We start from the raw sequence: 21,470 nt of genomic DNA on the forward strand, positions 1-21,470 counted from the left end.
CGCCAAGCCTGTTAGAGTCCGGAATCCGAACCCGGCCCGAGCGAGAAGGGAACCGACGTTGATCAAGCAGCTCGCGGTTCCAGCCCGGGCTGTCGGCGGTTTCGTCGAGATGACCTTCGACACCTTCCGCGCCGCATTCCGCAGGCCGTTCCAGTTCCGCGAGTTCCTGGACCAGACCTGGATGATCGCGCGTGTCTCCCTGGTCCCCACTCTGTTGGTCGCCATCCCCTTCACGGTGCTGGTGGCGTTCACGCTGAACATCCTGCTGCGTGAAATCGGCGCCGCCGATCTCTCCGGTGCGGGAACGGCTTTCGGCACCATCACCCAGCTGGGGCCGGTGGTGACCGTGCTGGTGATCGCCGGGGCCGGCGCCACCGCCATCTGCGCCGACCTCGGGGCCCGCACCATCCGCGAAGAGATCGACGCCATGCGGGTGCTCGGTATCGACCCGATCCACCGGCTCGTCGTGCCGCGGGTGCTGGCGTCGACCTTCGTGGCACTGTTGCTCAACGGCCTGGTGTGCGCCATCGGCCTGTCCGGCGGCTACGTCTTCTCCGTCTTCCTGCAGGGCGTCAACCCCGGTGCCTTCATCAACGGCCTGACCGTGCTCACCGGCCTGCCGGAGCTGCTCCTGGCCGAGGTGAAGGCCTTGCTGTTCGGCGTCGTCGCCGGCCTTGTCGGCTGTTACCGCGGTCTGACCGTCGCGGGTGGGCCCAAGGGTGTCGGCATCGCCGTGAACGAGACCGTGGTCTACGCGTTCATCTGTCTGTTCGTCATCAACGTGATCATGACGGCCATCGGCGTCAGGGTGCTGGACTCATGAGCGCATTCGGCAGTTATGACGCGACGCTGCGATTGAAGCGGTTGCTCTCCGGGGCGCCGCGAGCGGTGGACAGCTTCGGTGAACAAGCGCTGTTCTACGGCGAGTCGATCCGGTACATCCCCAACGCGCTGACGCGTTACCGGCGCGAGACGGTCCGACTGATCGCCGAGATGACCATGGGTGTGGGCGCACTGGCCATCATCGGCGGCACGGTGGGTGTCGCGGCCTTCATGACGCTGGCCTCCGGCGGTGTCATCGCGGTGCAGGGTTACTCGTCGCTGGGCAACATCGGCATCGAGGCGCTGACCGGCTTCCTGTCGGCGTTCCTCAATGTGCGCATCGTGGCCCCGGTCATCGCGGGAATCGCCCTGGCGGCCACCATCGGCGCGGGTACCACGGCACAGCTCGGCGCCATGCGTGTCGCCGAGGAGATCGACGCCGTGGAATCCATGGCGGTGCACTCGGTTTCGTACCTGGTGTCCACCCGCCTGATCGCCGGACTGATCGCGATCGTGCCGTTGTATGCGCTGTCGGTGCTGGCCGCCTTCTTCGCGGCGCGGTTCACCACCGTGTTCATCAACGGGCAGTCCGCCGGCCTGTACGACCACTACTTCAACACCTTCCTGGTGCCCAGCGACCTGCTGTGGTCGTTCCTCCAGGCCATCGTGATGTCCGTGGCGGTGATGCTGGTGCACACCTACTACGGCTACAACGCTTCCGGGGGCCCGGTGGGCGTGGGTATCGCCGTCGGCAAGGCGGTCCGCACGTCGCTGATCGTGGTCGTCACCATCGTCTTGTTCATCTCGCTCGCTGTCTACGGCGGGTCCGGCAACTTCAATCTGTCGGGGTAGCGGGCACATGGCTGACGGGCAATCGAGACGCACACACGTGCGGGTCGCGGCACTGATACTCGCCGCGGTGATCGCGGCGGCCGCCGTGGTCACCTACCTGGGGTACACCGCCGCCTTCACTTCCACCGACACCGTGACCGTGCTGTCACCACGCGCCGGTCTGGTGATGGAGCAGGACGCCAAGGTCAAGTACCGCGGTATCCAGATCGGCAAGGTCCAGAGCATCGAGTACGCCGGCGACCAGGCCAAGTTGACACTGGAGATCAACGCCGACGATCTGCCCTACGTGCCGTCCAACGCCGAGGTGAAGATCGCGGGCAACACTGTCTTCGGTGCCAAGTCGGTGGAGTTCGTACCTCCCGAGGATGCGCTGGACAGCTCCCTGCGCCCCGGCGCCACCGTCGAGGCGTCGTCGGTGCAGCTCGAGGTCAACACACTGTTCCAGACGCTCACCGACGTGCTGCACAAGATCGACCCGGTGAACCTCAACGCCACCATGACCGCTCTCGGAGAGGGCCTGCGCGGTAACGGCGACAACCTGGGCGCCACCATCGCCGGCCTCAACGAGTATCTGGCGCAACTGAATCCGAAGTTGCCGACCGTACAGCGCGATCTGCAGCAGACCGCGCAGGTTGCCAACATCTACGCCGACGCGGCACCGGACCTGGTGACGGTCATGAACAACGCGCCGACGCTGAGCCGGACCATCGTGGATCAGCAGGACAATCTCAACGCCACCTTGCTGGCCGCCACCGGCCTGGCCAACACCGGTTTCGACACCTTGTCGCCGGCGGCCGAGGACTACATCGCCGCCATCAACCGGGCCAGGGCGCCGCTGAAGGTGGTCGGCGAGTACTCGCCCATCATCGGGTGTGTGCTCAAGGGCACCGGCGAGGCCGTCGACAAGTTCGCCCCGGTACTGGGCGGCACCCGGCCGGGTCTGTTCGTGTCATCGAACTTCTTGCCCGGTGCCCCGGCCTACACGTACCCGGAGAGCCTGCCGATCGTCAACGCTTCCGGTGGCCCGAATTGCCGTGGCCTGCCGGACATGCCGAACAAGCAGGTCGGCGGTACCTGGTACCGCTCACCGTTCCTGGTCACCGACAACGCCTACGTCCCATACGAGCCGAACACCGAGTTGCAGTTCGACGCACCCTCGACGTTGCAGTTCCTGTTCAACGGAGCGTTCGCAGAAGGGGACGACTTCTGATGGCCGGCTGGTCTCATGGATAACCGCGGCACCCCGATCAAAGTCGGCATCTTCACCGTGGTGATGCTGCTGGTCGCGGCCGGCCTCGTGGTGGTCTTCGGGGAGTTCCGGTTCTCGGCGGGCAATACCTACCACGCCAACTTCACCAACGCGGCACGGCTGAAGGCCGGGCAGGACGTGCGCATCGCCGGGGTTCCCGTCGGAGCGGTGCAGGCGGTGAAACTCAACCCGGACAACACCGTTGACGTCGAATTCGACGTCAACGACCGCTATCAGCTCTACACTTCGACACGGGCTGCCATCCGGTACGAGAACCTGGTCGGCGACCGGTTCCTGGAGATCACCTCCGGGCCGGGCGAGCTTCGTAAACTCCCCGCCGGGGCCACCATCCCGCAGGAGAACACCGATCCCGCACTGGATCTCGATGCGTTGCTCGGCGGACTGCGCCCGGTGCTGAAAGGTCTCGACGGCTCCAAGGTCAACGAGATCAGCAATGCCGTCATCGAGTTGCTGCAGGGTCAGGGCGGCGCCCTGGCTCAAATGCTCTCGTCGACAAGCACATTCACCACCGACCTGGCCGCCCGCGACCAACTGATCGGCGACGTGGTGAACAACCTGAACACGGTGCTGGGTACCGTCGACGAGAAGAGTGCGCAGTTCGATGCCAGCGTCGACCAGCTGCAGCAGCTGATCACCGGGTTGGCGCAGGGCCGCGATCCCATCGCCGGTGCCATCGGCCCGCTGGCATCGGCCGAAACCGATCTCACCGAGATGCTCGAGGCCGGCCGCCGCCCGCTGCAGGGTGTGCTGGAGAACCTGCGCCCGCTGGCCGGCGAGCTCGACCGACGTAAGGGCGAAGTCAACGCCGTCATCGAGCCGCTCGCCGAGAACTACCTGCGGCTCAACGCACTCGGCGCCTACGGCTCGTTCTTCAACATCTACTACTGCTCGATCCGCATGAAGATCAACGGGCCTGCCGGTAGTGACATCCTGATCCCGTTCGGCGGTCCGCCGGACCCGTCCAAGGGGAGGTGCGCTCCTGTCCCAGAGTGACGACGGACGCAACCCCGTCCGCACAGGAATCTTCGGCATCGTCCTGGTGGCGTGCCTGGTGTTGGTGTCGTTCGGTTACACCGGACTGCCGTTCTGGCCGCAGGGCAAGAAGTACGACGCCTTCTTCACCGACGCCGGTGGCATCACGCCCGGCAATGACGTCAACGTCTCCGGGATCAAGGTCGGCCACGTCGAATCGGTCGGTCTGGCAGGCACTGCCGCGCGTGTGACGTTCACCGTCGACCGCGATATCCGGGTCGGTGATCAGTCGCTGGTGGCGATCAAGACCGACACGGTGCTCGGCCAGAAGTCCCTCGACGTGACACCCGCAGGCGGCGGGACCTCGACGACGATTCCGTTGGGACGCACCACCACGCCCTACACGCTGGCGACCGCCCTGCAGGACCTCGGTGGCAACACTGCTGCGCTGGACAAGCCCAAACTCGAACAGGCGCTGGGCATCCTGACCGACACGCTGCGCGATGCCACGCCGGAACTGCGCGGTGCGCTCGACGGGGTGACCTCGCTGTCGCGCAGCCTCAACGCCCGGGACGAGGCGCTCGGTCAGCTGCTGCAGCGCGCGCAGACCGTCACCGCATCGCTGGGGCAGCGGGCCGGCCAGGTCAACCAGCTGATCGTCGACGGCAATCAGCTGTTCGCCGCACTCGACGAACGCAGGCAGGCGCTGAGCTCGCTGATCGCGGGCATCGACGAGGTGTCGCAGCAGATCTCGGGTTTCGTGGCCGACAACCGTGAGCAGTTCGGTCCCACCCTGGCGAATTTGAACCTGGTGATGGACAACCTGCTCGAGCGTCGCGAGCACATCGGTGAGGCGTTGCGCCGCCTGCCGCCGTACGCCACCGCACTGGGTGAGGTGGTGGGCTCGACGTCCGGGTTCCAGATCAACTTGTACGGTCTGCCACCCGCCACCATCTCGGAAGTCTTGCTGGACACCTACTTCCAGCCCGGCAAGCTGCCGGACAGCCTGTCGGACTACCTGAAGGGCCTCATCGCCGAACGACTCATCATCAGGCCGAAGTCACCATGACGCGCAACAGGGGTCTTCTCATCGGTGTGGTCGTCGTCCTGGTGGCGGCGCTGGGCGTCGGGCTGTACCTGGTGTGGCCGGGACGTGGCACGCACAAGGTGGTGGCGCTGTTCTCCTCGGCGGTCGGCCTGTATCCGGGTGACGACGTCCGCGTGGTCGGAGTTCCGGTGGGCTCCATCGACTCCATCGAACCCACCGCGTCCGATGTGAAGATCACCATGTCGATCGACGACGCAGTCAAGATCCCCGCCGACGCGCGTGCCATCGTCGTCGCGCCGAACCTGGTGTCGGCGCGGTTCATTCAACTCACCCCGGCCTACGACTCGGCCACCGGTGCGCAGACCCTGGCCGACGGGGCCACCATCGGAATCGATCGCACCGGCGTCCCGGTGGAATGGGATGACGTCAAGACCGAGCTCACCAAGCTGTCCCAACAACTCGGCCCGCAGAACGGTGGACTGCAGGGTCCGTTGAGCGAGTTCGTCGATCAGGCCGCGACCACGTTCGACGGCAACGGCGACTCGTTCCGCAACGCGCTGCGTGAGCTGTCGCAGACGGCAGGCCGGCTCGGCGACTCCAGCACCGATCTGTTCGGGACCATCAAGAACTTGCAGGTTCTGGTCAACGCGCTGTCACAGAGCAACGAACAGATCGTGCAGTTCTCCAATCACGTCGCGTCGGTGTCCCAGGTGCTCGCCGACAGCTCGCAAGGTCTCGACGCCACCCTCGGCACGCTCAACACCGCACTCGAGGATGTGCGCCAGTTCGTCGGCGACAACAACCAGACCCTGATCGACTCGGTGAACAAGCTCGCCGACTTCACCAACATCCTGACCGAGCACAGCGATGACATCGAGCAGATCCTGCACGTCACGCCCAACGGCCTGGCCAACTTCTACAACATCTACAACCCCGCACAAGGCACCGTCGGCGGCTCGCTGTCACTGCCGAACTTCGCCAACCCGGTGCAGTTCATCTGCGGTGGCACGTTCGACACCGGCGCCAACCCCGACAACTACAAACGCGCCGAGATCTGCAGGCAGCGCATGGGTCCGGTGCTGCGGCGCATCACGATGAACTTCCCGCCGCTGCTGTTCCACCCGATCAACAGCATCACCGCCTACAAGGGTCAGATCATCTATGACACCCCGGCCACCGAGGCCAAGGCCAAGACGCCCGTACCGTACCTGCAGTGGCAGCCCGCCCCGGGCGTGACGCCGCCGTCGATCCCGCCGGGAGCGACACTGGGCGACATGGTGCTGCCGCCGCCGATCGCGGAGGGACAGATCTCACCCGGGCCGCCGCACATCGTCGGCAGCGGAGCCCCGCCGGGACCGCCGGTGTCACCTGATGCACCCGGTGTGCTGGCACCGCCTCCGCCGGGCACACCGTCGTTGCCTCCGCCGCCGTGGCCGGTGCCGCCGCCTCCTGCGGGAGCTGGAGGATGAACATGAGACACAAGCTGTTTCAGGCCACCGCACTGGGCACCGGCGCGCTGATGCTCGCGGGCTGCTCGTTCGGTGGACTGAACTCACTGGACATGCCGGGCACCCGCGGGCACGGCTCCGGCTCGTACACCATCACGGTGGAGCTGCCCGACGTGGCGACGTTGCCGCAGAACTCGCCGGTGATGGTCGATGACGTCACCGTCGGCAGCGTGTCCGGTATCGATGCTGTGCAGCGGCCCGACGGCACCTTCTACGCGGCGGTCAAGCTGTCGCTGGATTCGAATGTCGACCTGCCGGAGAATGCCACGGCCCGGGTGGCCCAGACGTCGCTGCTCGGCAGCCAGCACATCGAACTGGTACCGCCGGCCGCCGATGCTTCGGCGACCAAACTCCAGGAGGGCTCCAACATCCCGGAGACCAGCGCCGGCCGGTATCCCACCACCGAGGAGGTCCTGGCCTCGCTCGGCGTGGTGGTGAACAAGGGCAATCTCGGTGCGCTGCAGGACATCACCGAGGAGCTCTACGCGTCGGTCGCCGGGCGCAGCGGCACCTTCGAAGCCCTGATTCCCCGGCTCGCCGAGCTGACCGCCTCTCTGCAGCGGCAGACCGGTGACATCATCGCCGCCGCCGAGGGCCTGGACCGGTTCGCCGGAATCCTCGCGCGCAGCAAGGACAGCCTGGGCCGCACCCTGGACACGCTGCCCGAGGCGTTGAAGGTGTTGAACAACAACCGCGGCAACATCGTCGACACCTTCGCGGCGTTGCAGAGTTTCGCCGGCGTCGCCTCGGACATCCTGGCCAAGACGAAAGTGGACTTCGCGCAGGATCTGACGGATTTCTATCCGGCGATCAAGGCGCTCAACGACAACGCCGACTACTTCATCAAGGACCTGGCGTTCCTGCCGACGTTCCCGTTCCACTACAAGTATCTGCGTCAGGCCGTGCGTGGTGACTACCTCAACGTGTTCGTCACCTTCGACCTCACGCTGCGGCGACTCGGCGAATCGATCTTCACCACCTCAGGACTCGACCCGAACATGAAGCACATGAGCGAGATCCTCAACCCGCCGGACTTCCTGATCGGCTCGATGGCGAACCTGTCCGGCCAGGCGGCGGATCCGTTCCAGATCCCGGCAGGTACGGCGACTCAGCACGGAGAGGGGGGTGGTGGCTGATGCTCGATCGGCTCTCGCGTATCCAGTTGGCGATTTTCGCGATCGTCACCGTCCTCACCGTCGGCGCCATCGCGATCTTCTACCTCCACGTGCCTGCGAAGGTCGGGTTGGGGTCGTACAAGATCGAGGCCAATTTCGCTGCCGGCGGCGGCCTCTACCAGAACGCCAACGTCACCTACCGTGGGGTGACCATCGGCCGGGTGGAGTCGGTGGGGCTGACCACCGACGGTGTGGTGGCCGACATGCGGCTCAACAGCGGCACACCGGTACCCGACAACGTCACCGCGACGGTCAAGAGCGTCTCGGCGGTCGGGGAGCAGTACATCGATCTGGTGCCCCCGCAGGACCCGTCGACGACGATGCTGGCCAACGGCGCCTCGATCGGTCAGGACCGGACGTTCATCGGCCAGGACATCGCCAGCATGCTGCAACAGGCTGATCAACTGGTGAGCAGTATCGACAACAGTCGTCTGCAGGACCTGCTCCGGGAAACGTTCAACGCCTTCAACGGGTCCGGGCCGGAACTGGCACGGCTGATCCAGTCGTCGCGGCTGCTGATCGACGAGGCGAACCACAGTTACGGCCAGACCTCGGCGCTGATCGATCAGGCCGGGCCGTTCCTGGACGCCCAGATCCGCAGCGGGGACGACATCAAGTCCCTGGCCGACGGGCTGGCACGGCTCACCGGCGAGGTCACCCAGGCCGACCCGCAGGTGCGTCAACTGCTGCAGAACGCACCCGGCGCGGCGGACGCCGCGTCCACGGCATTCAGCGGGATCCGGCCCAGCTTCCCGGTATTGGCGGCCAACCTGGCCAACCTCGGCCGCATCGGCGTGATCTATCACAAGGCGCTGGAGCAGTCGTTCGTCATCTTCCCGGCGTTGATGGCCGCGTTGCTGACGGTCGGTGGTGGCAGCCCGGTGGACGAAGGCGGCAAGCTGGACTTCAAGATCGACCTCGGTGACCCGCCGACGTGCAATGTCGGCTTCATCCCGGCCACCGAGATCCGTTCCCCCGGTGACGAGACGGTGCGCGACCTGCCCACCGACCTGTACTGCAAGACCGCCCAGAACGACCCGGCGGTGGTGCGCGGTGCACGTAACTACCCGTGCCAGGAGTTTCCGGGCAAGCGGGCACCGACCATTCAGCTGTGCCGTGATCCGGTCGGATACGTGCCGATCGGCAACAATCCGTGGCGCGGTCCGCCGGTCCCGTACGGAACGCCGATCGAGGATGGCCGGAATGTGCTGCCACCCAACAAGTTCCCGATGATCCCGCCGGAAGCCGATTACGACCCGGGCCCACCGGTGGTGCAGCTGCCGCCAGGGGTGCAGCCGGGTCCGGGGCCGGCGCCCAATGCGCCGTTCCCGTTGCCGGTGCCGCCGAACAACAACGCACCGCCGCCGCCGTGGCCGTTCTTCGCACCACCTGATCAGGTGGCCCCGCCGTACGGGCGGCCCGCTCCGCCGCCACCGCCGGGTGCTCCGGTGCCACCGGCCCCGGCTCCGCTGCCGGCCGGCCCGTTGCCCGCGGAGGCACCACAACCACAGGCCAGTGGTCCGGCGTACGCTACCTACGACCAGGATGGAACGTTCATCGATCCGGCGGGTGGAACCGGCGTGTACGCCGCGGGCGACTCCGACCACCGACCCGCCGAGAATTGGGTAGATCTCATGCTCGATCCGAGGCCGGTTTGATGGCTGACACTCCCGCTGGGGGATCCGACGTCGACGACGCTGCGGATGTCCCGCCGGCCGGTGATGCCCGGAAACCTGCGCGGCGGCGTGCCTCTCGCGCGGCGGGGCCGGCCGGTCAGGTGAACGGCACCACCGTGACCGCGGTTGTGGACAGTGCCCCGAAAGTGGTGGCCAAACCCGCCCGACCCGTCGGGCCACCGCCGCGGCGGCAGCCCAATCTGGCTCGGGTGGGCGCGGTGGCCGGTGCCGCCGCCCTGATCGTTGTCGCCGTGCTGTCGACGGTGGTGTTGGTACTGAGCAATCAGCAACGAGACGGTGAGGCTCAGGCGGCGCGTGAGCAACGGTTCGTCGACACCGCGACGCAGACGGTGGTGAACATGTTCACCTACACCCCCGACACCGTCGACGACAGCGTGAACCGCTTCGTCGACGGGATCAGTGGGCCGCTGCGAGACATGATGAGCCAGAACAACAATGTGGACAATCTCAAGTCGCTGTTCCGTGACACCAATGCCAGCTCGGAGGCGGTGGTCAGCGGTGCGGCCCTGGAGGCGGTGGACCCGGACACCGACAATGGTTCTGTGCTGGTGGCTGTGCGCGTCACCGTGACCGACATCGACGGGGTGAACAAACCGTCGCAGGCCTACCGGATGCGCGTCATCGTCCATGAGGACGACAACGGTCGGATGACCGGCTATGACCTGAAGTACCCGGACGGAGGCAACTGATGCGACGCAGGGCCGCTTGGTTTTTCGCGTCGCTGTCGGTGGTCGTGGTGGCCGGGATCGTGGCACTGGCAGCCATCGGTGCCGGGCTGTACTGGGACCGGGTCCAGACGGCAGCACAGCAGAGTACCCGTGCGGAGTTGGCTCCCCTTGCGGCAGAACAGATTCCGAAGGTCTTCGGCTATGACTACCAGACGGTGGAAGGCAGCCTGACCGACGCCTACAATCTGCTCACGCCGGACTACCGGAGCGAGTTCCAGCAGCGCGCCACCGAGCAGATCATTCCGCAGGCGCGTGAACGCCAGGTGGTCAGCCAGGCCAACGTCGTCGGCGTCGGAGTTCTCGAGGCGCAACGTGACTCCGGGTCGGTCATGGTGTACATGAACCGGACGGTGACCGACAAGTCCAAGGAATCCGTCTACGACGGCAGCCGTCTGAAGGTCGACTACCAGAAGGTGGGCGGCAAGTGGTTGATCAGTTACATCACGCCCATCTGAGCCCGGCCGCGCCTCACTGGCCGGTCGGCTCCGAGGGTTCCGTGCTGGGCTTGCCGGCCAGGGCGTCCAGGAACGACCGCGCCCACCGGTCCACGTCGTGGGCCAGGACCTGACGGCGCAAGCCGCGCATCCGCCTCCTGCCCTCTTCCGGGTCCTGGCTCAGCGCGGTCTCGATGGCGTCCTTGACACCGTTGAGGTCGTGCGGGTTCACCAGGTAGGCCTGCCGTAATTCGGCTGCGGCGCCGGTGAATTCGCTCAGCACCAGCGCGCCGCCGAGATCGCTGCGGCACGCGACGTACTCCTTGGCCACCAGGTTCATCCCGTCGCGCAACGGGGTGACGAGCATGACGTCAGCGGCAACGAAGAACGCGATCAGGTCATCCCGGGGAACCGGTCGGTGGATGTATTGCACCACCGGGTGGCCGACTTCGCCGAACTCGCCGTTGATGTGCCCCACCTGACGCTCGATGTCGTCGCGCAGCAGCCGGTAGCTCTCCACCCGTTCGCGGCTCGGGGTGGCCAGCTGGATGAACACCACCTCTTCGCGGTCTACCCGGCCTTCCTCGAGGAGCTCGTTGAACGCTTCCAGGCGGACGTCGATGCCCTTGGTGTAGTCGAGGCGGTCGACGCCCAGCATGATCTTCTTCGGGTTGCCGAGTTCGGCGCGCATTTCCCTGGCCCGCCTGCGGATGTCGCGGCCGCGGCCCTTCTGGTCGAGTTCGTCGGAGTCGATGGAGATGGGGAACGCGCCCACCTTGACGGTGCGGAAGCCGAACTGCACCTCGCCGAACCGGGACCGCACTCCGACGTTGCCGCGCGAGGTGTTGGCGGCAAGGAGCCGGCGCGCCAGGATCAGGAAGTTCTGGGCGCCCCCGGGTAGGTGGAAGCCCACCAGGTCGGCGCCCAGGAGGCCTTCGGTGATCTCGGTGCGCCACGGCATCTGCATGAACAGTTCGACCGGCGGGAACGGGATGTGCAGAAAGAACCCGATGGTCAGGTCCGGGCGCAGCATCCGCAGCATCTTCGGCACCAACTGCAGCTGATAGTCCTGCACCCACACCGTTGCGCCTTTGGCCGCGACGCGGCAGGTGGCTTCGGCGAACCGGCGGTTGACCTCGACGTAGCGGTCCCACCACGCCCGGTGGTAGATCGGCTTGACGATCACATCGTGGTACAGCGGCCACAGCGTGGCGTTGGAGAAACCCTCGTAGTACTCGGCGACATCCTGGGCGCTCAACCGCACCGGGTAGAGCAGCAGGTCGTTGTCGACGATGGGCTCGGAATGGTCCACGTCCTGGACGTCGCCGGTCTCGTCGTCCTCCTCGGCGATGATGCCCGGCCAGCCGATCCACGCGCCCTTGCGCTTGCGCAACAGCGGCTCGAGTGCGGTGACCAAACCCCCGGGACTGCGTTTCCACGTCGTGGAACCGTCGGGCAGCTTCACCTTGTCGACGGGCAGCCGGTTGGCCACCACGACGAAATCGGAGTCCCCGACCGGGGTGGCCGAGGAAGGGCCGGCCGAATCCTCGGAAGCGGCCGGCCGGTCCTCCCCGGCCGTCATCTAGGCGCCGAGCTTCGCCGGTCCGATACCGAGCATCGACAGGAAGACCCTGCACTCGTCGGCGTCGGTGGCGTAGGCGGCGACTACCCGTCGCGCCTGGCTGGCGGTGTCATCGGCGAGGGGTTCGACATCATCGATTTCCGCGGGATCAGGTTTCGGAGCCATTCTCCAACCATATGCGACGGCGGAAACTGCGTGGTGGGCGTCGGGTGAATGGCGGCCGACGGCGGGGTCCCACCGGGGTTCGGGGCGGGTCCGTGCGTGACATTCCAGCGCCGAGTCGTAATGTGCAGTCAGTCCCGTCGCGGCGAACAGACAGGTGGCACATGGCCGACCAACCGACTCCAGAGTTCATCGAATACGAGACCCTCGACGAGGGCCGTATCGCCCGTATCTGGCTCAACCGCCCCGAGGCGCACAACGCCCAGAACCGAGGCCTGCTGGTGCAGCTGGACGCGGCGTTCCTGAGGGCCGAGGCCGACGATGACGTGCGGGTCATCATCCTGGCGGCGCGGGGCAAGAACTTCTCGGCAGGCCACGACCTCGGCTCGGAGGTTTCGGTGGGGGAGTACACGCCGGGCCCGAATCAGCACCCCAGCTTTCGGGACCGGGGCGCCAACCGCCACGGTGTGGAGAAGCTGTACCTGCAGGAGTATCACTACTACTTCGACAACACCCGGCGGTGGCGCGATCTGCGCAAGATCACCATCGCCCAGGTGCAGGGCAACGCCATCTCGGCGGCGCTGATGCTGATCTGGGCGTGCGATCTGATCGTGGCCGCCGACAACGCCAAGTTCTCCGATGTGGTGGGGGTGCGGCTCGGCATGCCCGGTGTCGAGTACTACGCGCATCCGTGGGAGTTCGGGCCGCGCAAAGCCAAAGAGCTTCTGCTGACCGGTGATTCGCTGGAGGCCGAGGAGGCCTACCGCCTGGGGATGGTGTCCAAGGTCTTCCCGCGCGATGAGCTGGAGGACAAGACGCTGGAGTTCGCGCGCCGCATCGCGAAGGTGCCCACCATCGCCTCCCTGCTCATCAAGGATTCGGTCAACGCCGCCTCTGACGCCATGGGCTTCACCGAAGCGCTGAGGCACGGCTTCCACATCCATGAACTCGGCCACGCGCACTGGTCGGTGCACAACGAGAACAAGGCGCCGGTCGGAATGCCGCCGGACGTGGAAGATTGGCGGACGGCCGGTCCTGCGAAGGTGGCGCGCCCGGACACCCCCTGACGGTAGACAGTTTGCGCGATCTGTTCACCTCGGCGGTATCACCGTGATTCCATTACCGGAGCAACACCGGATCACGGATGAAGGGGTCAGCGTGCAGTTGTCGGTCGAGAATCGGACCTACCTGGTCACCGGGGGCGGCAGCGGTATCGGCAAGGGGGTGGCCGGCGCGCTGGTGGACGCCGGCGCCAACGTGATGATCATCGGCCGCAATGCTGACCGGCTCGCGGCGGCGACCGACGAGATCAAGGCTGGGGGCGGCGAGGGGGCGATCCTCTACGAACCCGCCGATGTCACCAACGAGGACGAGGTGAGCCGGGCGGTCGAGGCGGCCACGGCCTGGCACGGCCGGCTGCACGGCGTTGTCCACAGCGCCGGGGGAAGCCACACCATCGGCCCGATCACCCAGATCGACTCCGAACTGTGGCGAAGCACCGTCGACCTCAACGTCAACGGCACCATGTACGTCCTCAAGCACGCCGCCCGGGAGCTGGTGCGCGGCGGCGGCGGATCCTTCGTCGGCATCTCCTCCATCGCCTCGAGCAACACCCACCGCTGGTTCGGTGCGTACGGCCCGGCGAAATCCGCGTTGGACGCGCTACTTCAACTCGCCGCCGACGAGCTCGGCCCGTCCTGGGTGCGGGTCAACGGGATCCGGCCCGGGCTCACCCGAACCGACATGGTGGAGCCCATCATGAGCTCGCCGCAGATCAGCGACGACTACCGCGCGTGCACCCCGCTGCCCCGCGTCGGTGAGGTGGCCGATATCGCCAACCTGGCGTTGTTCCTGCTCTCCGATGCCGGGGAGTACATCACCGGTCAGATCATCAACGTCGACGGCGGCCACGGCCTGCGCCGCGGACCGGACCTGTCCGGGATGCTGGAGCCGGTGTTCGGGGCCGAAGGGCTACGCGGGGTGGTGTGACGCCCCGGAAGCGGCGCGGAACCGCCGTTCACCGCCCGGAATCCCGGCTGGACAGACTCGCAATGGCCGACCAATCCAGGTCGGTGCCGCCGGTGGCCAGCAGCGTCACGAAGCGGTCACGCAGCAGGCTGGCCACGGGTAGCGGCGCTTGCAGGCGTTCACCGGCATCGAGCACCAGGCCGATGTCCTTCAACCCGAGCGGCGCCGCGAAGCCGGCCGGCGAATACGCGTCGTCGGCGATGATCCTGCCGTAGGTCTGGTACACCGGCGCGCCGAACAACGTCGAGGTCAGCACGTCCAGATACTGTCCCTTGTCCACGCCTGCCTTGGCCACCAGCGCCATCGCCTCGCCCAGGGACTCGATCACCGATGCGATCAGGAAGTTGCCGCTGAGTTTCACCAGATTGGCCGCCGGCGGGTCCTCACCCACCACGAATGTCCGCTGACCGATCGCATGCAGTAGCGCAGCGACGCCGTTGACGGCCTCCGGTGCGCCCGCAGCCACCACGAACAACGTGGCCGCCGCGGCCGCCTCAGGCCGGCCGAACACGGGTGCCGACACGAAACGCTGGCCGTGGTCGGCGTGCGCGTGGGTCAGCCGGGTGGCGAGGTCCAGGCTGATGGTGCTCGACGAGATGTGTGTGGCGCCGGGCGCCAGTGTGTCCACGATGCCGCCGAGCAGGTCTTCGTCGCCGAAGGCGACGTGGTGCACGGCGTCGTCGTCGGAGAGCATCGTGAACACGACGTCACCGACGCACGCATCGGCCACCCCGTCGGCGCGGATCGCTCCCTGTTGTACCAAGGGGTCGGCCTTGGCCGCGGAGCGGTTGAACACCGTCACCTCGTGTCCGGCGTTGAGGAGGTTCGCGGCCATCGCCGCACCCATGTTGCCGAGCCCGATGAATCCGATACGCACAGGTCCAGGTTTACTCTTCCCGCTCAGGAGGGCGCGCCGTCGGGTGACAAACCGGACGGGATCGCCTCCGGATTGCCAAGATGGTCGCGGAACTGGAGGGTTGACCGGCATGGGGTACCGACGGGTGGGAATGGTGTTCGCCGCGTGCTGCCTGGCGGCAGCCGGTCATTCCGGCACGGCATCGGCCGAGCCGATACCCCCGATCTCCGAACAGGCGCAATCCGCCGGCCTGGTCGATGTCCGCACCGCCGTCCCTGACGCGGTGATCGACCTGCGTTACGCCACGGCGAACAATTTTGTCGGCATGCCGCTGTACCCCGCCGATGCGCGGTGCCTGATCCATGAATCGTTGGCACCCGGTCTGGCGACCGCGGCAGCCAGGTTGCGGGAGAACGGTGAGGTGCTGGTTTTCTGGGACTGCTACCGGCCGCATGGTGTGCAGGTGACGATGTTCGAACACACACCGGACCCGGCATGGGTGGCCAGGCCGGGGCCGTTCGCGCGCAGCCATACCGCCGGACGATCGGTTGATGTCACCATCGCCGGGGCGGACATGGGTACGGGGTTCGATGACTTTTCACCCCATGCGCTGGCGTACGCAACCGAGGGTGTCAGCCCAGCCGCTCAGGCGAATCGCACCCGGCTGCGGGAGGCGATGGAAGCCGGCGGATTCACCGTGTATTCGGGGGAGTGGTGGCATTTCGACGGGCCGGGTGCCGCCCAGGATCGCCCCATCCTCGACGTGCCGATCAACTGACGCGGTTGCTCGGACCCTTCCGGCGCCGGAAAGGTCCTGAGCTACAGTGGTTCGGTGGGCGACCAATTTGCGCGTATTCAGCAGGCTCCTCGCGAGCCGCTGTCGTCCGAGGTGGCCAAGGCTCTGCTCGACGCGGTGTTCTCCGGTCAGATCAAGCCGGGCACCCGGATGCCGTCGGAACGCCAGCTCGCCGAATCGTTCGGCGTGGGCCGGTTCGTGGTGCGCGAAGCGCTCAAGTCCCTCGGCCTGCTGGGTCTGCTGGAGGTCCGTCAGGGCGACGGCACCTACGTGCGGTCGCCCGATTCATCTCTGCTGCCGAGGGTCGTCGAGTGGGGCCTGTTGGTCGGAGAGCAGCGCACGTCCGACCTCGTGGAGACGCGCAAGCACATCGAGCCCATCACGGCGCGGCTGGCTGCCGAGCGGCGCAGCGACGACCAGTTGGCGATCATCCGTGACCATCTGCACGGGATGCGGGACGCCACCAACACCGACGAGTTCGTCGACGCCGACGTCGCTTTCCACCTCAGCATCGCCGGGGCCACCGGGAATACGGTGCTGTCGAACATGATCAGCAGCATCTCGTCGCTGTTGAACGTCTGGATCCGCAATGTCATGGACGCCGCCCCGTCGCGGGAACCGTCATACCGCGAACACGTGCCGATCTACGAGGCCATCGAGGTGCGCGACGGCGACGCCGCCGGCGAGGCGATGCGCACCCACATGGAGGGCGCCGCCTGCCGACTCAACGCCGCCGTGGCCGCACACAACGCCGACAAGGGTTTGGCTTCCGGCTGAGGCTGGGCACCCCAGCGGTCATGGAGCAGCAGAACAATCCCCCCGCCACGCCCGAGGACGCCACCAAAGCGACCGCGGAGCAGCGTGAGTTACAGGAGCAGTTGAACCACAAGAACGACGACCCTGATGCGCCCGGTCAGCATCAGGACCGGCATCAGCTCGCCGACGAGACGTAACGCCCTTGAGCGCGTCGCCAGGCCCGGTCGGTCAGCAGACGCAGCCCGTTGAGTGCCACCAGGATTGTGGAACCTTCGTGCCCGGCCACTCCCAGCGGCAACGGCAGATGGCCCACGAGGTCCCAGGTCACCAGGACCGTGATGAACGTCGCGGCGATGACCAGGTTCGCGATGACGACCCGGCGGGCCCGGCGCGCCAACTCCACCACCGTAGAGATCACCACCAGTTCGTCACGCACCGTCACCGCATCCGCCGTCTCGAGCGCGAGATCAGAACCCGAGCGGCCCATTGCGATCGACGAGTGCGCGCTGGCCATCGCCGGGGCATCGTTGATCCCGTCGCCGACCACCAGCACCCGTTGGCCGGTCGCCTCCAGCGCGGCCACCACGTCGGCTTTCCCGTCGGGCAGCAGGCCCGCGTGGACCTCGCCGATCCCGGCTGTGCGAGCCAAAGCCGTAGCGGCGTCGGTGTTGTCGCCGGTAAGCAGAACGGGTGGGGTGGCCATCTGCCGGGTCAACGCCGCGACGGCCGGCGCAGCATCGCACCGCAGTTCGTCACGCAGTCCCATGACGCCGACGAGGATTCCGTCATCGATCACGACAACCGCGGTGGCGCCGGCGGCCTCGATCTCGGCCAGGCCCGGCGTCTCGGCGTGCTCGCGGGGGCCGAGGACCTCGACGGTGCGGCCGCCGACGCGCGCGCGGACACCGCGGCCGATCAGCGCTTCGAAACCATCGGCCGCCGGAACTGTGATTCCGCGGTCACGAGCCGCGGTGACAATGGCCTGGCCGAGCGGATGCTCACTGTACTGCTCGGCTGCGGCGGCCAGCCGGAGAATCTCGTCTTCGTCGAAATCGTCGGTGGCACACCGGATATCAGTGAGCTTCGGTGAGCCCAGGGTCAGCGTGCCGGTCTTGTCGAGGGCGACGGTGGTGACATCGGCCAGGCGCTCCATCGCCACGGCCGACTTGACCAGGATGCCGTGCCTGCCGGCGTTGGCGATGGCCGACAGCAGCGGGGGCATGGTGGCCAGCACGATGGCACACGGTGAAGCCACGATCATGAACGTCATCGCGCGCAACAGGGCCGACTGCAGATCAGCGCCGAATGTCAACGGTATGGCGAACAACGCGATCGTGGCGACCACCACCCCGACGGAGTACCGCTGCTCCACCTTTTCGATGAACAGTTGTGTCCTGGCCTTGGTCGCCGAGGCCTCGCTGACCAGCGCGACGATGCGCGCCACCACGGTGGTCGACGGGTCCTGCGTGACGGTGACCGTGAGGGTGCCGGACCCGTTGAGGGTTCCCGCGAAAACGTTGTCGCCCTGTGTTTTCGAGGCGGGCAAAGGTTCTCCGGTGATGGACGCCTGGTCGACGTCGGAGGCGCCGGAGGTCACCACACCGTCGGCGGAGATGCGCTCGCCGGGGCGGATACGAACGACATCGCCCACGGCCAGATCCTCGGCCGGGACCGAGTGCTCGCGTCCGTCGTGGCCCACCACCACCGCAGTCTCCGGAGCGAGGTCCAGCAGATCGCGCACCGAATCCTCGGTGCGCTTGGTCGCAAGGTCCTCCAGTGCACCCGACGTGGCGAAGATGACGATCAGCAAAGCGCCGTCGGTGACCTGCCCGATCGCCGCCGCGCCGATCGCGGCCACGATCATCAGCAGATCCACATCGAGCGTGCGCTCGCGTAACGCTTTGAGGCCCTCCAGCGCGGGTTCCCAGCCGCCGGTGGCGTAACACGCCAGGTAGACAGCCCACCACAACGGTTCGGGCGCGCCGCTCACCTGCAGGATGAGCCCAAGGCAGAAGAGCAGAAGCGCCACCGCTGCCCAGCGCACGGACGGTACCGACCACAACATGCCGATCCAGCGCGCACCACGGGAAACGTGTTGCGCAGCAACTGGTTCAGCCACAGTCAGGCTCATCGGTCGGTTCCCCCTGAAATCGCCACTCAACACACGAAGATATACCTGGAGACATATACAGTTGTATATGTATCAAGTGATGTCAAGCCGTTGTGCTTGAATGGGCGAATGGGGCACGGCGTCGAAGGTGCGGTGACGCCTGCGGCGTCGCTCGACGCCGCAGCGGCGGCGAAAGTCGCCGAGACCCTGCAGGCTCTCGCCTCGCCCAACCGTCTGCTCATTCTCACCCGGCTGCGTCAATCGCCCTGCACGGTCACCGAACTCTCGGCAGCGGTGGGGATGGAGCAGCCTCAGGTATCGCATCAGCTCCGGCTGCTGCGGGCGCTCGGCCTGGTCAGCGGCGAGCGCAGTGGTCGCAACATCGTGTACCGGTTGTACGACAACCACGTGGCACTGCTTCTGGACGAAGCGGTGTACCACATCGAGCACCTGCGCCTGGGTGCCCGCGACGTCACCGCCTGAGGCGCCGTCCTCCACATTCCTCCGGGTGTCCGGGTTGCCTCCGTGTCTGACTGGCTTACTATCTACGTATGAATGCAGATAAGGATCCACGCCCGGCTCGGTTGGGTGAGGATCAGGCCGCGCTGATCGTCGAGGTCTTCCGCATGCTGGCCGATGCCACCCGCATTCAGGTCCTGTGGGCACTCGTCGGCGGTGAACTCTCCGTCAACGAGCTCGCCGAGCACGTCGCCAAACCGGCCCCGTCCGTCTCGCAGCATCTGGCTAAGTTGCGCATGGCGCGACTGGTACGCACTCGGCGTGCGGGTACCACGATCTACTACAGCTTGGAGAACGAGCACGTCCGTGAGCTGGTGCGCGATGCGGTGTTCAACGCCGAGCATGCCGGCCCGGGGGTGCCCGACCATCATCGTGGTCAGCCCGCGGTGCGCCCGGCCGAGCCGAGAAGCCTGCCGTGATCGAGGTGCTGCACGACCCGCGGTTCCGGCGCCTGTTCGCCGCGCAGGTGGTCGCGCTGGTGGGAACCGGACTGCTGACGGTGGCGCTCGGGCTGCTGGCCTATGACCTGGCCGGCTCCGCTGCCGGTGCGGTGCTGGGGACCGCACTCGCCATCAAGATGGTGGCTTATGTGGTTGTGGCACCGGTTGTTTCGGCGGCAACCCACCGGATCTCCAGACGGGTTCTGCTGGTCGGTGCGGACGCGGTGCGGGCCTCGATTGCGCTGCTGCTGCCGTTCGTCGACCACACCTGGCAGATCTATGCCCTGATCTTCGTCTTGCAGGCGGCATCGGCCACCTTCACCCCGACCTTCCAGTCGGTGATCCCGGTTGTCCTTGTCGCCGAACAGGATTACACCCGCGGATTGTCGTTGTCGCGCCTGGCATACGACCTCGAGACGTTGCTGAGTCCGCTTCTGGCAGCCGCTCTGCTGTCGGTGATGACCTACCACCACCTGTTCCTCGGCACCGTGGCAGGGTTCGTGATGTCCGCTGTCCTGGTCCTGAAAACCTCTCTGCCGCAAGTTGTCTACGGCGAAGCCGGTGGATCGTTTCGGCAACGGGTGAGCGCCGGTGTGCAGACGATGTTCCGTCGTCCGGTGCTGAGGTCGTTGGTGGTGTTGAATCTGGCCGTCGCCTCGGCCACGGCGCTGGTGGTGGTCAACACGGTGGTGTACGTCCATGACGTCCTCGGCAGCGGAAATCCCGCAGTGGCCGTGTTGTTGGCGTGTTACGGCGGGGGCTCGATGGCGGTCGCGCTGGTGGTGCCGCGGCTGCTCGCCGTTGTCACCGACCGGCGGATGATGCTGACAGGTGCCGCCGTGATCACCGGGGGTCTGGCCGTCACGTCGGGGTTGCTGCTCATCGGCCCCACGACGGTGCTCGGGTGGCTCACCTTCCCGGTTGCCTGGCTGGCGCTGGGTGCCGGAGCGTCGTTGATCAACACTCCCTCGGCGCGGCTGCTGCGTTACGAAACCGAACCCGCAGGGCGGCCGGCCGTGTTCGCCGCGCAGTTCTCGCTGTCGCACGCATGTTTTTTCCTGACCTACCCGTTGGCGGGCTGGCTCGGGTTGTGGGCAGGCCAGGCGGTTGCCGCGGGGACTCTGGCGGCGCTGGCGATGACGGCCGCCTGCGTGGCGGCGCGGATGTGGCCGACCGCGGGGGCCCGTGTCGGTGGCGCTCACCACCACCGGGTGGTTGCTTAGATAGGCGGTGTGGGCGACTACCCCTTGACCCCGTCGCAGCAACGCGCCTGGCTGAACTACATGCAGGTGTATCACCGGCTCGAATACGAGATGAACCGGCAACTCCAGAACGACTCGGGCCTGTCGTTGGGGGACTACACCGTGATGAACGCCCTGTCGCACGCCCCGGAGGGCCGTGCCCAGCTGACGGTCCTGGCGACGACGATCGGGTGGGAACGCAGCCGGCTCTCACATCACCTGGTGCGGATGACCAAGCGGGGCTTGGTCGATCGGGCCGCCTCGGCGACCGACGGCCGTGGCATCGACGCAATTCTCACCGAGGACGGTTGGGCGGTGTTGCGCGAGGCGGCACCCATCCACGCCGAATGGGTGCGCCGCGCGTTCTTCGCCGACCTCGACGGCGGACAGGAGGCGGCGCTGGCCGACGTCCTGGGTGCCGTGTACGAATCGCTGTTGCGGGAGGGCGCCCTGCCCCGTCCGGACTTTCCGTGA

General features: G+C 66.7%; 23 protein-coding genes. 19 read left to right on the forward strand and 4 right to left on the reverse strand.

Features of this window, described 5'->3' with window-relative positions; translation table 11 throughout:
• Nucleotides 1-58: 58 nt before the first annotated feature.
• Genes AC3A6P_RS23370 through AC3A6P_RS23415 form a run of 10 tightly spaced genes read left to right on the forward strand, consistent with a single transcriptional unit; the run spans nt 59 to nt 10,527 of the window.
• Nucleotides 59-823 (forward strand): MlaE family ABC transporter permease, encoded by a 765-nt coding sequence (locus AC3A6P_RS23370; protein WP_487694229.1) that lies wholly within the window; start codon nt 59-61, stop codon nt 821-823.
• A complete protein-coding gene (locus tag AC3A6P_RS23375; protein ID WP_487694230.1) occupies nt 820-1,674 on the forward strand; it encodes an MlaE family ABC transporter permease in 855 nt (284 codons plus the stop codon). Before AC3A6P_RS23370 ends, AC3A6P_RS23375 begins: the two co-directional genes overlap by 4 nt.
• A 7-nt stretch (nt 1,675-1,681) precedes the next feature.
• Complete coding sequence (locus tag AC3A6P_RS23380) at nt 1,682-2,884, forward strand: MCE family protein (RefSeq protein WP_487694231.1); 1,203 nt, start codon at nt 1,682-1,684, stop codon at nt 2,882-2,884.
• Nucleotides 2,885-2,899: 15 nt separating this feature from the next.
• The gene (locus AC3A6P_RS23385; RefSeq protein ID WP_487694232.1) at nt 2,900-3,937 is read left to right on the forward strand and encodes an MCE family protein; all 1,038 of its coding nucleotides are present in this window, start codon (nt 2,900-2,902) and stop codon (nt 3,935-3,937) included.
• Entirely contained in the window at nt 3,924-4,985 is a 1,062-nt protein-coding gene (locus AC3A6P_RS23390) for an MCE family protein (protein WP_487694384.1), read from the forward strand. The genes AC3A6P_RS23385 and AC3A6P_RS23390 overlap by 14 nt, the downstream gene beginning before the upstream one ends.
• Nucleotides 4,982-6,433 (forward strand): MCE family protein, encoded by a 1,452-nt coding sequence (locus tag AC3A6P_RS23395; RefSeq protein ID WP_487694234.1) that lies wholly within the window; start codon nt 4,982-4,984, stop codon nt 6,431-6,433. The genes AC3A6P_RS23390 and AC3A6P_RS23395 overlap by 4 nt, the downstream gene beginning before the upstream one ends.
• A 2-nt stretch (nt 6,434-6,435) precedes the next feature.
• Entirely contained in the window at nt 6,436-7,608 is a 1,173-nt protein-coding gene (locus AC3A6P_RS23400) for an MCE family protein (RefSeq protein ID WP_487694235.1), read from the forward strand.
• Nucleotides 7,608-9,305 carry an MCE family protein gene (locus tag AC3A6P_RS23405; protein WP_487694236.1) on the forward strand — a complete coding sequence of 566 codons (1,698 nt, stop codon included), beginning with the start codon at nt 7,608-7,610 and terminating at the stop codon, nt 9,303-9,305. Before AC3A6P_RS23400 ends, AC3A6P_RS23405 begins: the two co-directional genes overlap by 1 nt.
• A complete protein-coding gene (locus tag AC3A6P_RS23410; RefSeq protein WP_487694237.1) occupies nt 9,305-10,033 on the forward strand; it encodes a mammalian cell entry protein in 729 nt (242 codons plus the stop codon). The genes AC3A6P_RS23405 and AC3A6P_RS23410 overlap by 1 nt, the downstream gene beginning before the upstream one ends.
• Complete coding sequence (locus tag AC3A6P_RS23415) at nt 10,033-10,527, forward strand: mammalian cell entry protein (protein WP_487694238.1); 495 nt, start codon at nt 10,033-10,035, stop codon at nt 10,525-10,527. Before AC3A6P_RS23410 ends, AC3A6P_RS23415 begins: the two co-directional genes overlap by 1 nt.
• 13 nt (nt 10,528-10,540) lie before the next feature.
• Here AC3A6P_RS23415 and AC3A6P_RS23420 read toward each other — a convergent pair whose 3' ends face one another.
• On the reverse strand, nt 10,541-12,088 hold the full coding sequence (locus tag AC3A6P_RS23420) for an alpha,alpha-trehalose-phosphate synthase (UDP-forming) (protein WP_487694239.1): 1,548 nt from the start codon (nt 12,086-12,088) through the stop codon (nt 10,541-10,543).
• A complete protein-coding gene (locus AC3A6P_RS23425; protein WP_487694240.1) occupies nt 12,089-12,253 on the reverse strand; it encodes a hypothetical protein in 165 nt (54 codons plus the stop codon).
• 161 nt (nt 12,254-12,414) lie between these two features.
• Here AC3A6P_RS23425 and AC3A6P_RS23430 point away from each other — a divergent pair, with 161 nt between their 5' ends.
• Together AC3A6P_RS23430 and AC3A6P_RS23435 are read left to right on the forward strand one after the other, a co-directional pair.
• Nucleotides 12,415-13,317 (forward strand): enoyl-CoA hydratase, encoded by a 903-nt coding sequence (locus AC3A6P_RS23430; RefSeq protein ID WP_487694241.1) that lies wholly within the window; start codon nt 12,415-12,417, stop codon nt 13,315-13,317.
• A gap of 91 nt (nt 13,318-13,408) precedes the next feature.
• Complete coding sequence (locus tag AC3A6P_RS23435; RefSeq protein ID WP_487694242.1) at nt 13,409-14,239, forward strand: SDR family oxidoreductase; 831 nt, start codon at nt 13,409-13,411, stop codon at nt 14,237-14,239.
• Between the two features lie 28 nt (nt 14,240-14,267).
• Here the strand turns inward: AC3A6P_RS23435 and AC3A6P_RS23440 are convergent, their stop codons facing one another.
• On the reverse strand, nt 14,268-15,155 hold the full coding sequence (locus tag AC3A6P_RS23440) for an NAD(P)-dependent oxidoreductase (protein ID WP_487694243.1): 888 nt from the start codon (nt 15,153-15,155) through the stop codon (nt 14,268-14,270).
• Nucleotides 15,156-15,264: 109 nt separating this feature from the next.
• Here AC3A6P_RS23440 and AC3A6P_RS23445 point away from each other — a divergent pair, with 109 nt between their 5' ends.
• Genes AC3A6P_RS23445 through AC3A6P_RS23455 form a run of 3 tightly spaced genes read left to right on the forward strand, consistent with a single transcriptional unit; the run spans nt 15,265 to nt 16,883 of the window.
• The gene (locus AC3A6P_RS23445; RefSeq protein WP_487694244.1) at nt 15,265-15,912 is read left to right on the forward strand and encodes a M15 family metallopeptidase; all 648 of its coding nucleotides are present in this window, start codon (nt 15,265-15,267) and stop codon (nt 15,910-15,912) included.
• 54 nt (nt 15,913-15,966) lie between these two features.
• Complete coding sequence (locus tag AC3A6P_RS23450) at nt 15,967-16,707, forward strand: FadR/GntR family transcriptional regulator (protein WP_487694245.1); 741 nt, start codon at nt 15,967-15,969, stop codon at nt 16,705-16,707.
• Nucleotides 16,708-16,727: 20 nt separating this feature from the next.
• Complete coding sequence (locus AC3A6P_RS23455; RefSeq protein ID WP_487694246.1) at nt 16,728-16,883, forward strand: hypothetical protein; 156 nt, start codon at nt 16,728-16,730, stop codon at nt 16,881-16,883.
• Here the strand turns inward: AC3A6P_RS23455 and AC3A6P_RS23460 are convergent.
• Nucleotides 16,862-18,817, reverse strand: a complete 1,956-nt coding sequence (locus tag AC3A6P_RS23460) for a heavy metal translocating P-type ATPase (protein ID WP_487694248.1) — start codon at nt 18,815-18,817, stop codon at nt 16,862-16,864. The two genes, AC3A6P_RS23455 and AC3A6P_RS23460, sit on opposite strands and share 22 nt — an antisense overlap.
• A gap of 108 nt (nt 18,818-18,925) precedes the next feature.
• Here AC3A6P_RS23460 and AC3A6P_RS23465 point away from each other — a divergent pair, with 108 nt between their 5' ends.
• The 4 genes from AC3A6P_RS23465 to AC3A6P_RS23480 all read left to right on the forward strand — a co-directional run bounded on the left by AC3A6P_RS23465 (nt 18,926) and on the right by AC3A6P_RS23480 (nt 21,470).
• Nucleotides 18,926-19,279, forward strand: a complete 354-nt coding sequence (locus tag AC3A6P_RS23465) for an ArsR/SmtB family transcription factor (RefSeq protein ID WP_487694249.1) — start codon at nt 18,926-18,928, stop codon at nt 19,277-19,279.
• Nucleotides 19,280-19,347: 68 nt separating this feature from the next.
• Nucleotides 19,348-19,734, forward strand: a complete 387-nt coding sequence (locus tag AC3A6P_RS23470; RefSeq protein WP_487694250.1) for an ArsR/SmtB family transcription factor — start codon at nt 19,348-19,350, stop codon at nt 19,732-19,734.
• Nucleotides 19,731-20,978, forward strand: coding sequence for an MFS transporter (locus tag AC3A6P_RS23475; protein WP_487694251.1), 1,248 nt, complete (start codon nt 19,731-19,733; stop codon nt 20,976-20,978). Before AC3A6P_RS23470 ends, AC3A6P_RS23475 begins: the two co-directional genes overlap by 4 nt.
• A 9-nt stretch (nt 20,979-20,987) precedes the next feature.
• A complete protein-coding gene (locus tag AC3A6P_RS23480; RefSeq protein ID WP_487694252.1) occupies nt 20,988-21,470 on the forward strand; it encodes a MarR family winged helix-turn-helix transcriptional regulator in 483 nt (160 codons plus the stop codon).

The sequence above is a fragment of the Mycobacterium sp. Soil_C_30 genome, assembly GCF_057656995.1.

Bases quoted from the DNA above. Each gene is read 5' to 3' on its own strand.
- AC3A6P_RS23445 (WP_487694244.1), top strand. From the start codon at position 15,265: ATGGGGTACCGACGGGTGGGAATGGTGTTCGCCGCGTGCTGCCTGGCG.
- AC3A6P_RS23395 (WP_487694234.1), top strand. From the start codon at position 4,982: ATGACGCGCAACAGGGGTCTTCTCATCGGTGTGGTCGTCGTCCTGGTG.
- AC3A6P_RS23420 (WP_487694239.1), bottom strand. From the start codon at position 12,088: ATGACGGCCGGGGAGGACCGGCCGGCCGCTTCCGAGGATTCGGCCGGC.
- AC3A6P_RS23410 (WP_487694237.1), top strand. From the start codon at position 9,305: ATGGCTGACACTCCCGCTGGGGGATCCGACGTCGACGACGCTGCGGAT.
- AC3A6P_RS23400 (WP_487694235.1), top strand. From the start codon at position 6,436: ATGAGACACAAGCTGTTTCAGGCCACCGCACTGGGCACCGGCGCGCTG.
- AC3A6P_RS23405 (WP_487694236.1), top strand. From the start codon at position 7,608: ATGCTCGATCGGCTCTCGCGTATCCAGTTGGCGATTTTCGCGATCGTC.
- AC3A6P_RS23380 (WP_487694231.1), top strand. From the start codon at position 1,682: ATGGCTGACGGGCAATCGAGACGCACACACGTGCGGGTCGCGGCACTG.
- AC3A6P_RS23455 (WP_487694246.1), top strand. From the start codon at position 16,728: ATGGAGCAGCAGAACAATCCCCCCGCCACGCCCGAGGACGCCACCAAA.
- AC3A6P_RS23460 (WP_487694248.1), bottom strand. From the start codon at position 18,817: ATGAGCCTGACTGTGGCTGAACCAGTTGCTGCGCAACACGTTTCCCGT.
- AC3A6P_RS23415 (WP_487694238.1), top strand. From the start codon at position 10,033: ATGCGACGCAGGGCCGCTTGGTTTTTCGCGTCGCTGTCGGTGGTCGTG.
- AC3A6P_RS23430 (WP_487694241.1), top strand. From the start codon at position 12,415: ATGGCCGACCAACCGACTCCAGAGTTCATCGAATACGAGACCCTCGAC.
- AC3A6P_RS23465 (WP_487694249.1), top strand. From the start codon at position 18,926: ATGGGGCACGGCGTCGAAGGTGCGGTGACGCCTGCGGCGTCGCTCGAC.
- AC3A6P_RS23385 (WP_487694232.1), top strand. From the start codon at position 2,900: ATGGATAACCGCGGCACCCCGATCAAAGTCGGCATCTTCACCGTGGTG.
- AC3A6P_RS23425 (WP_487694240.1), bottom strand. From the start codon at position 12,253: ATGGCTCCGAAACCTGATCCCGCGGAAATCGATGATGTCGAACCCCTC.
- AC3A6P_RS23470 (WP_487694250.1), top strand. From the start codon at position 19,348: ATGAATGCAGATAAGGATCCACGCCCGGCTCGGTTGGGTGAGGATCAG.
- AC3A6P_RS23375 (WP_487694230.1), top strand. From the start codon at position 820: ATGAGCGCATTCGGCAGTTATGACGCGACGCTGCGATTGAAGCGGTTG.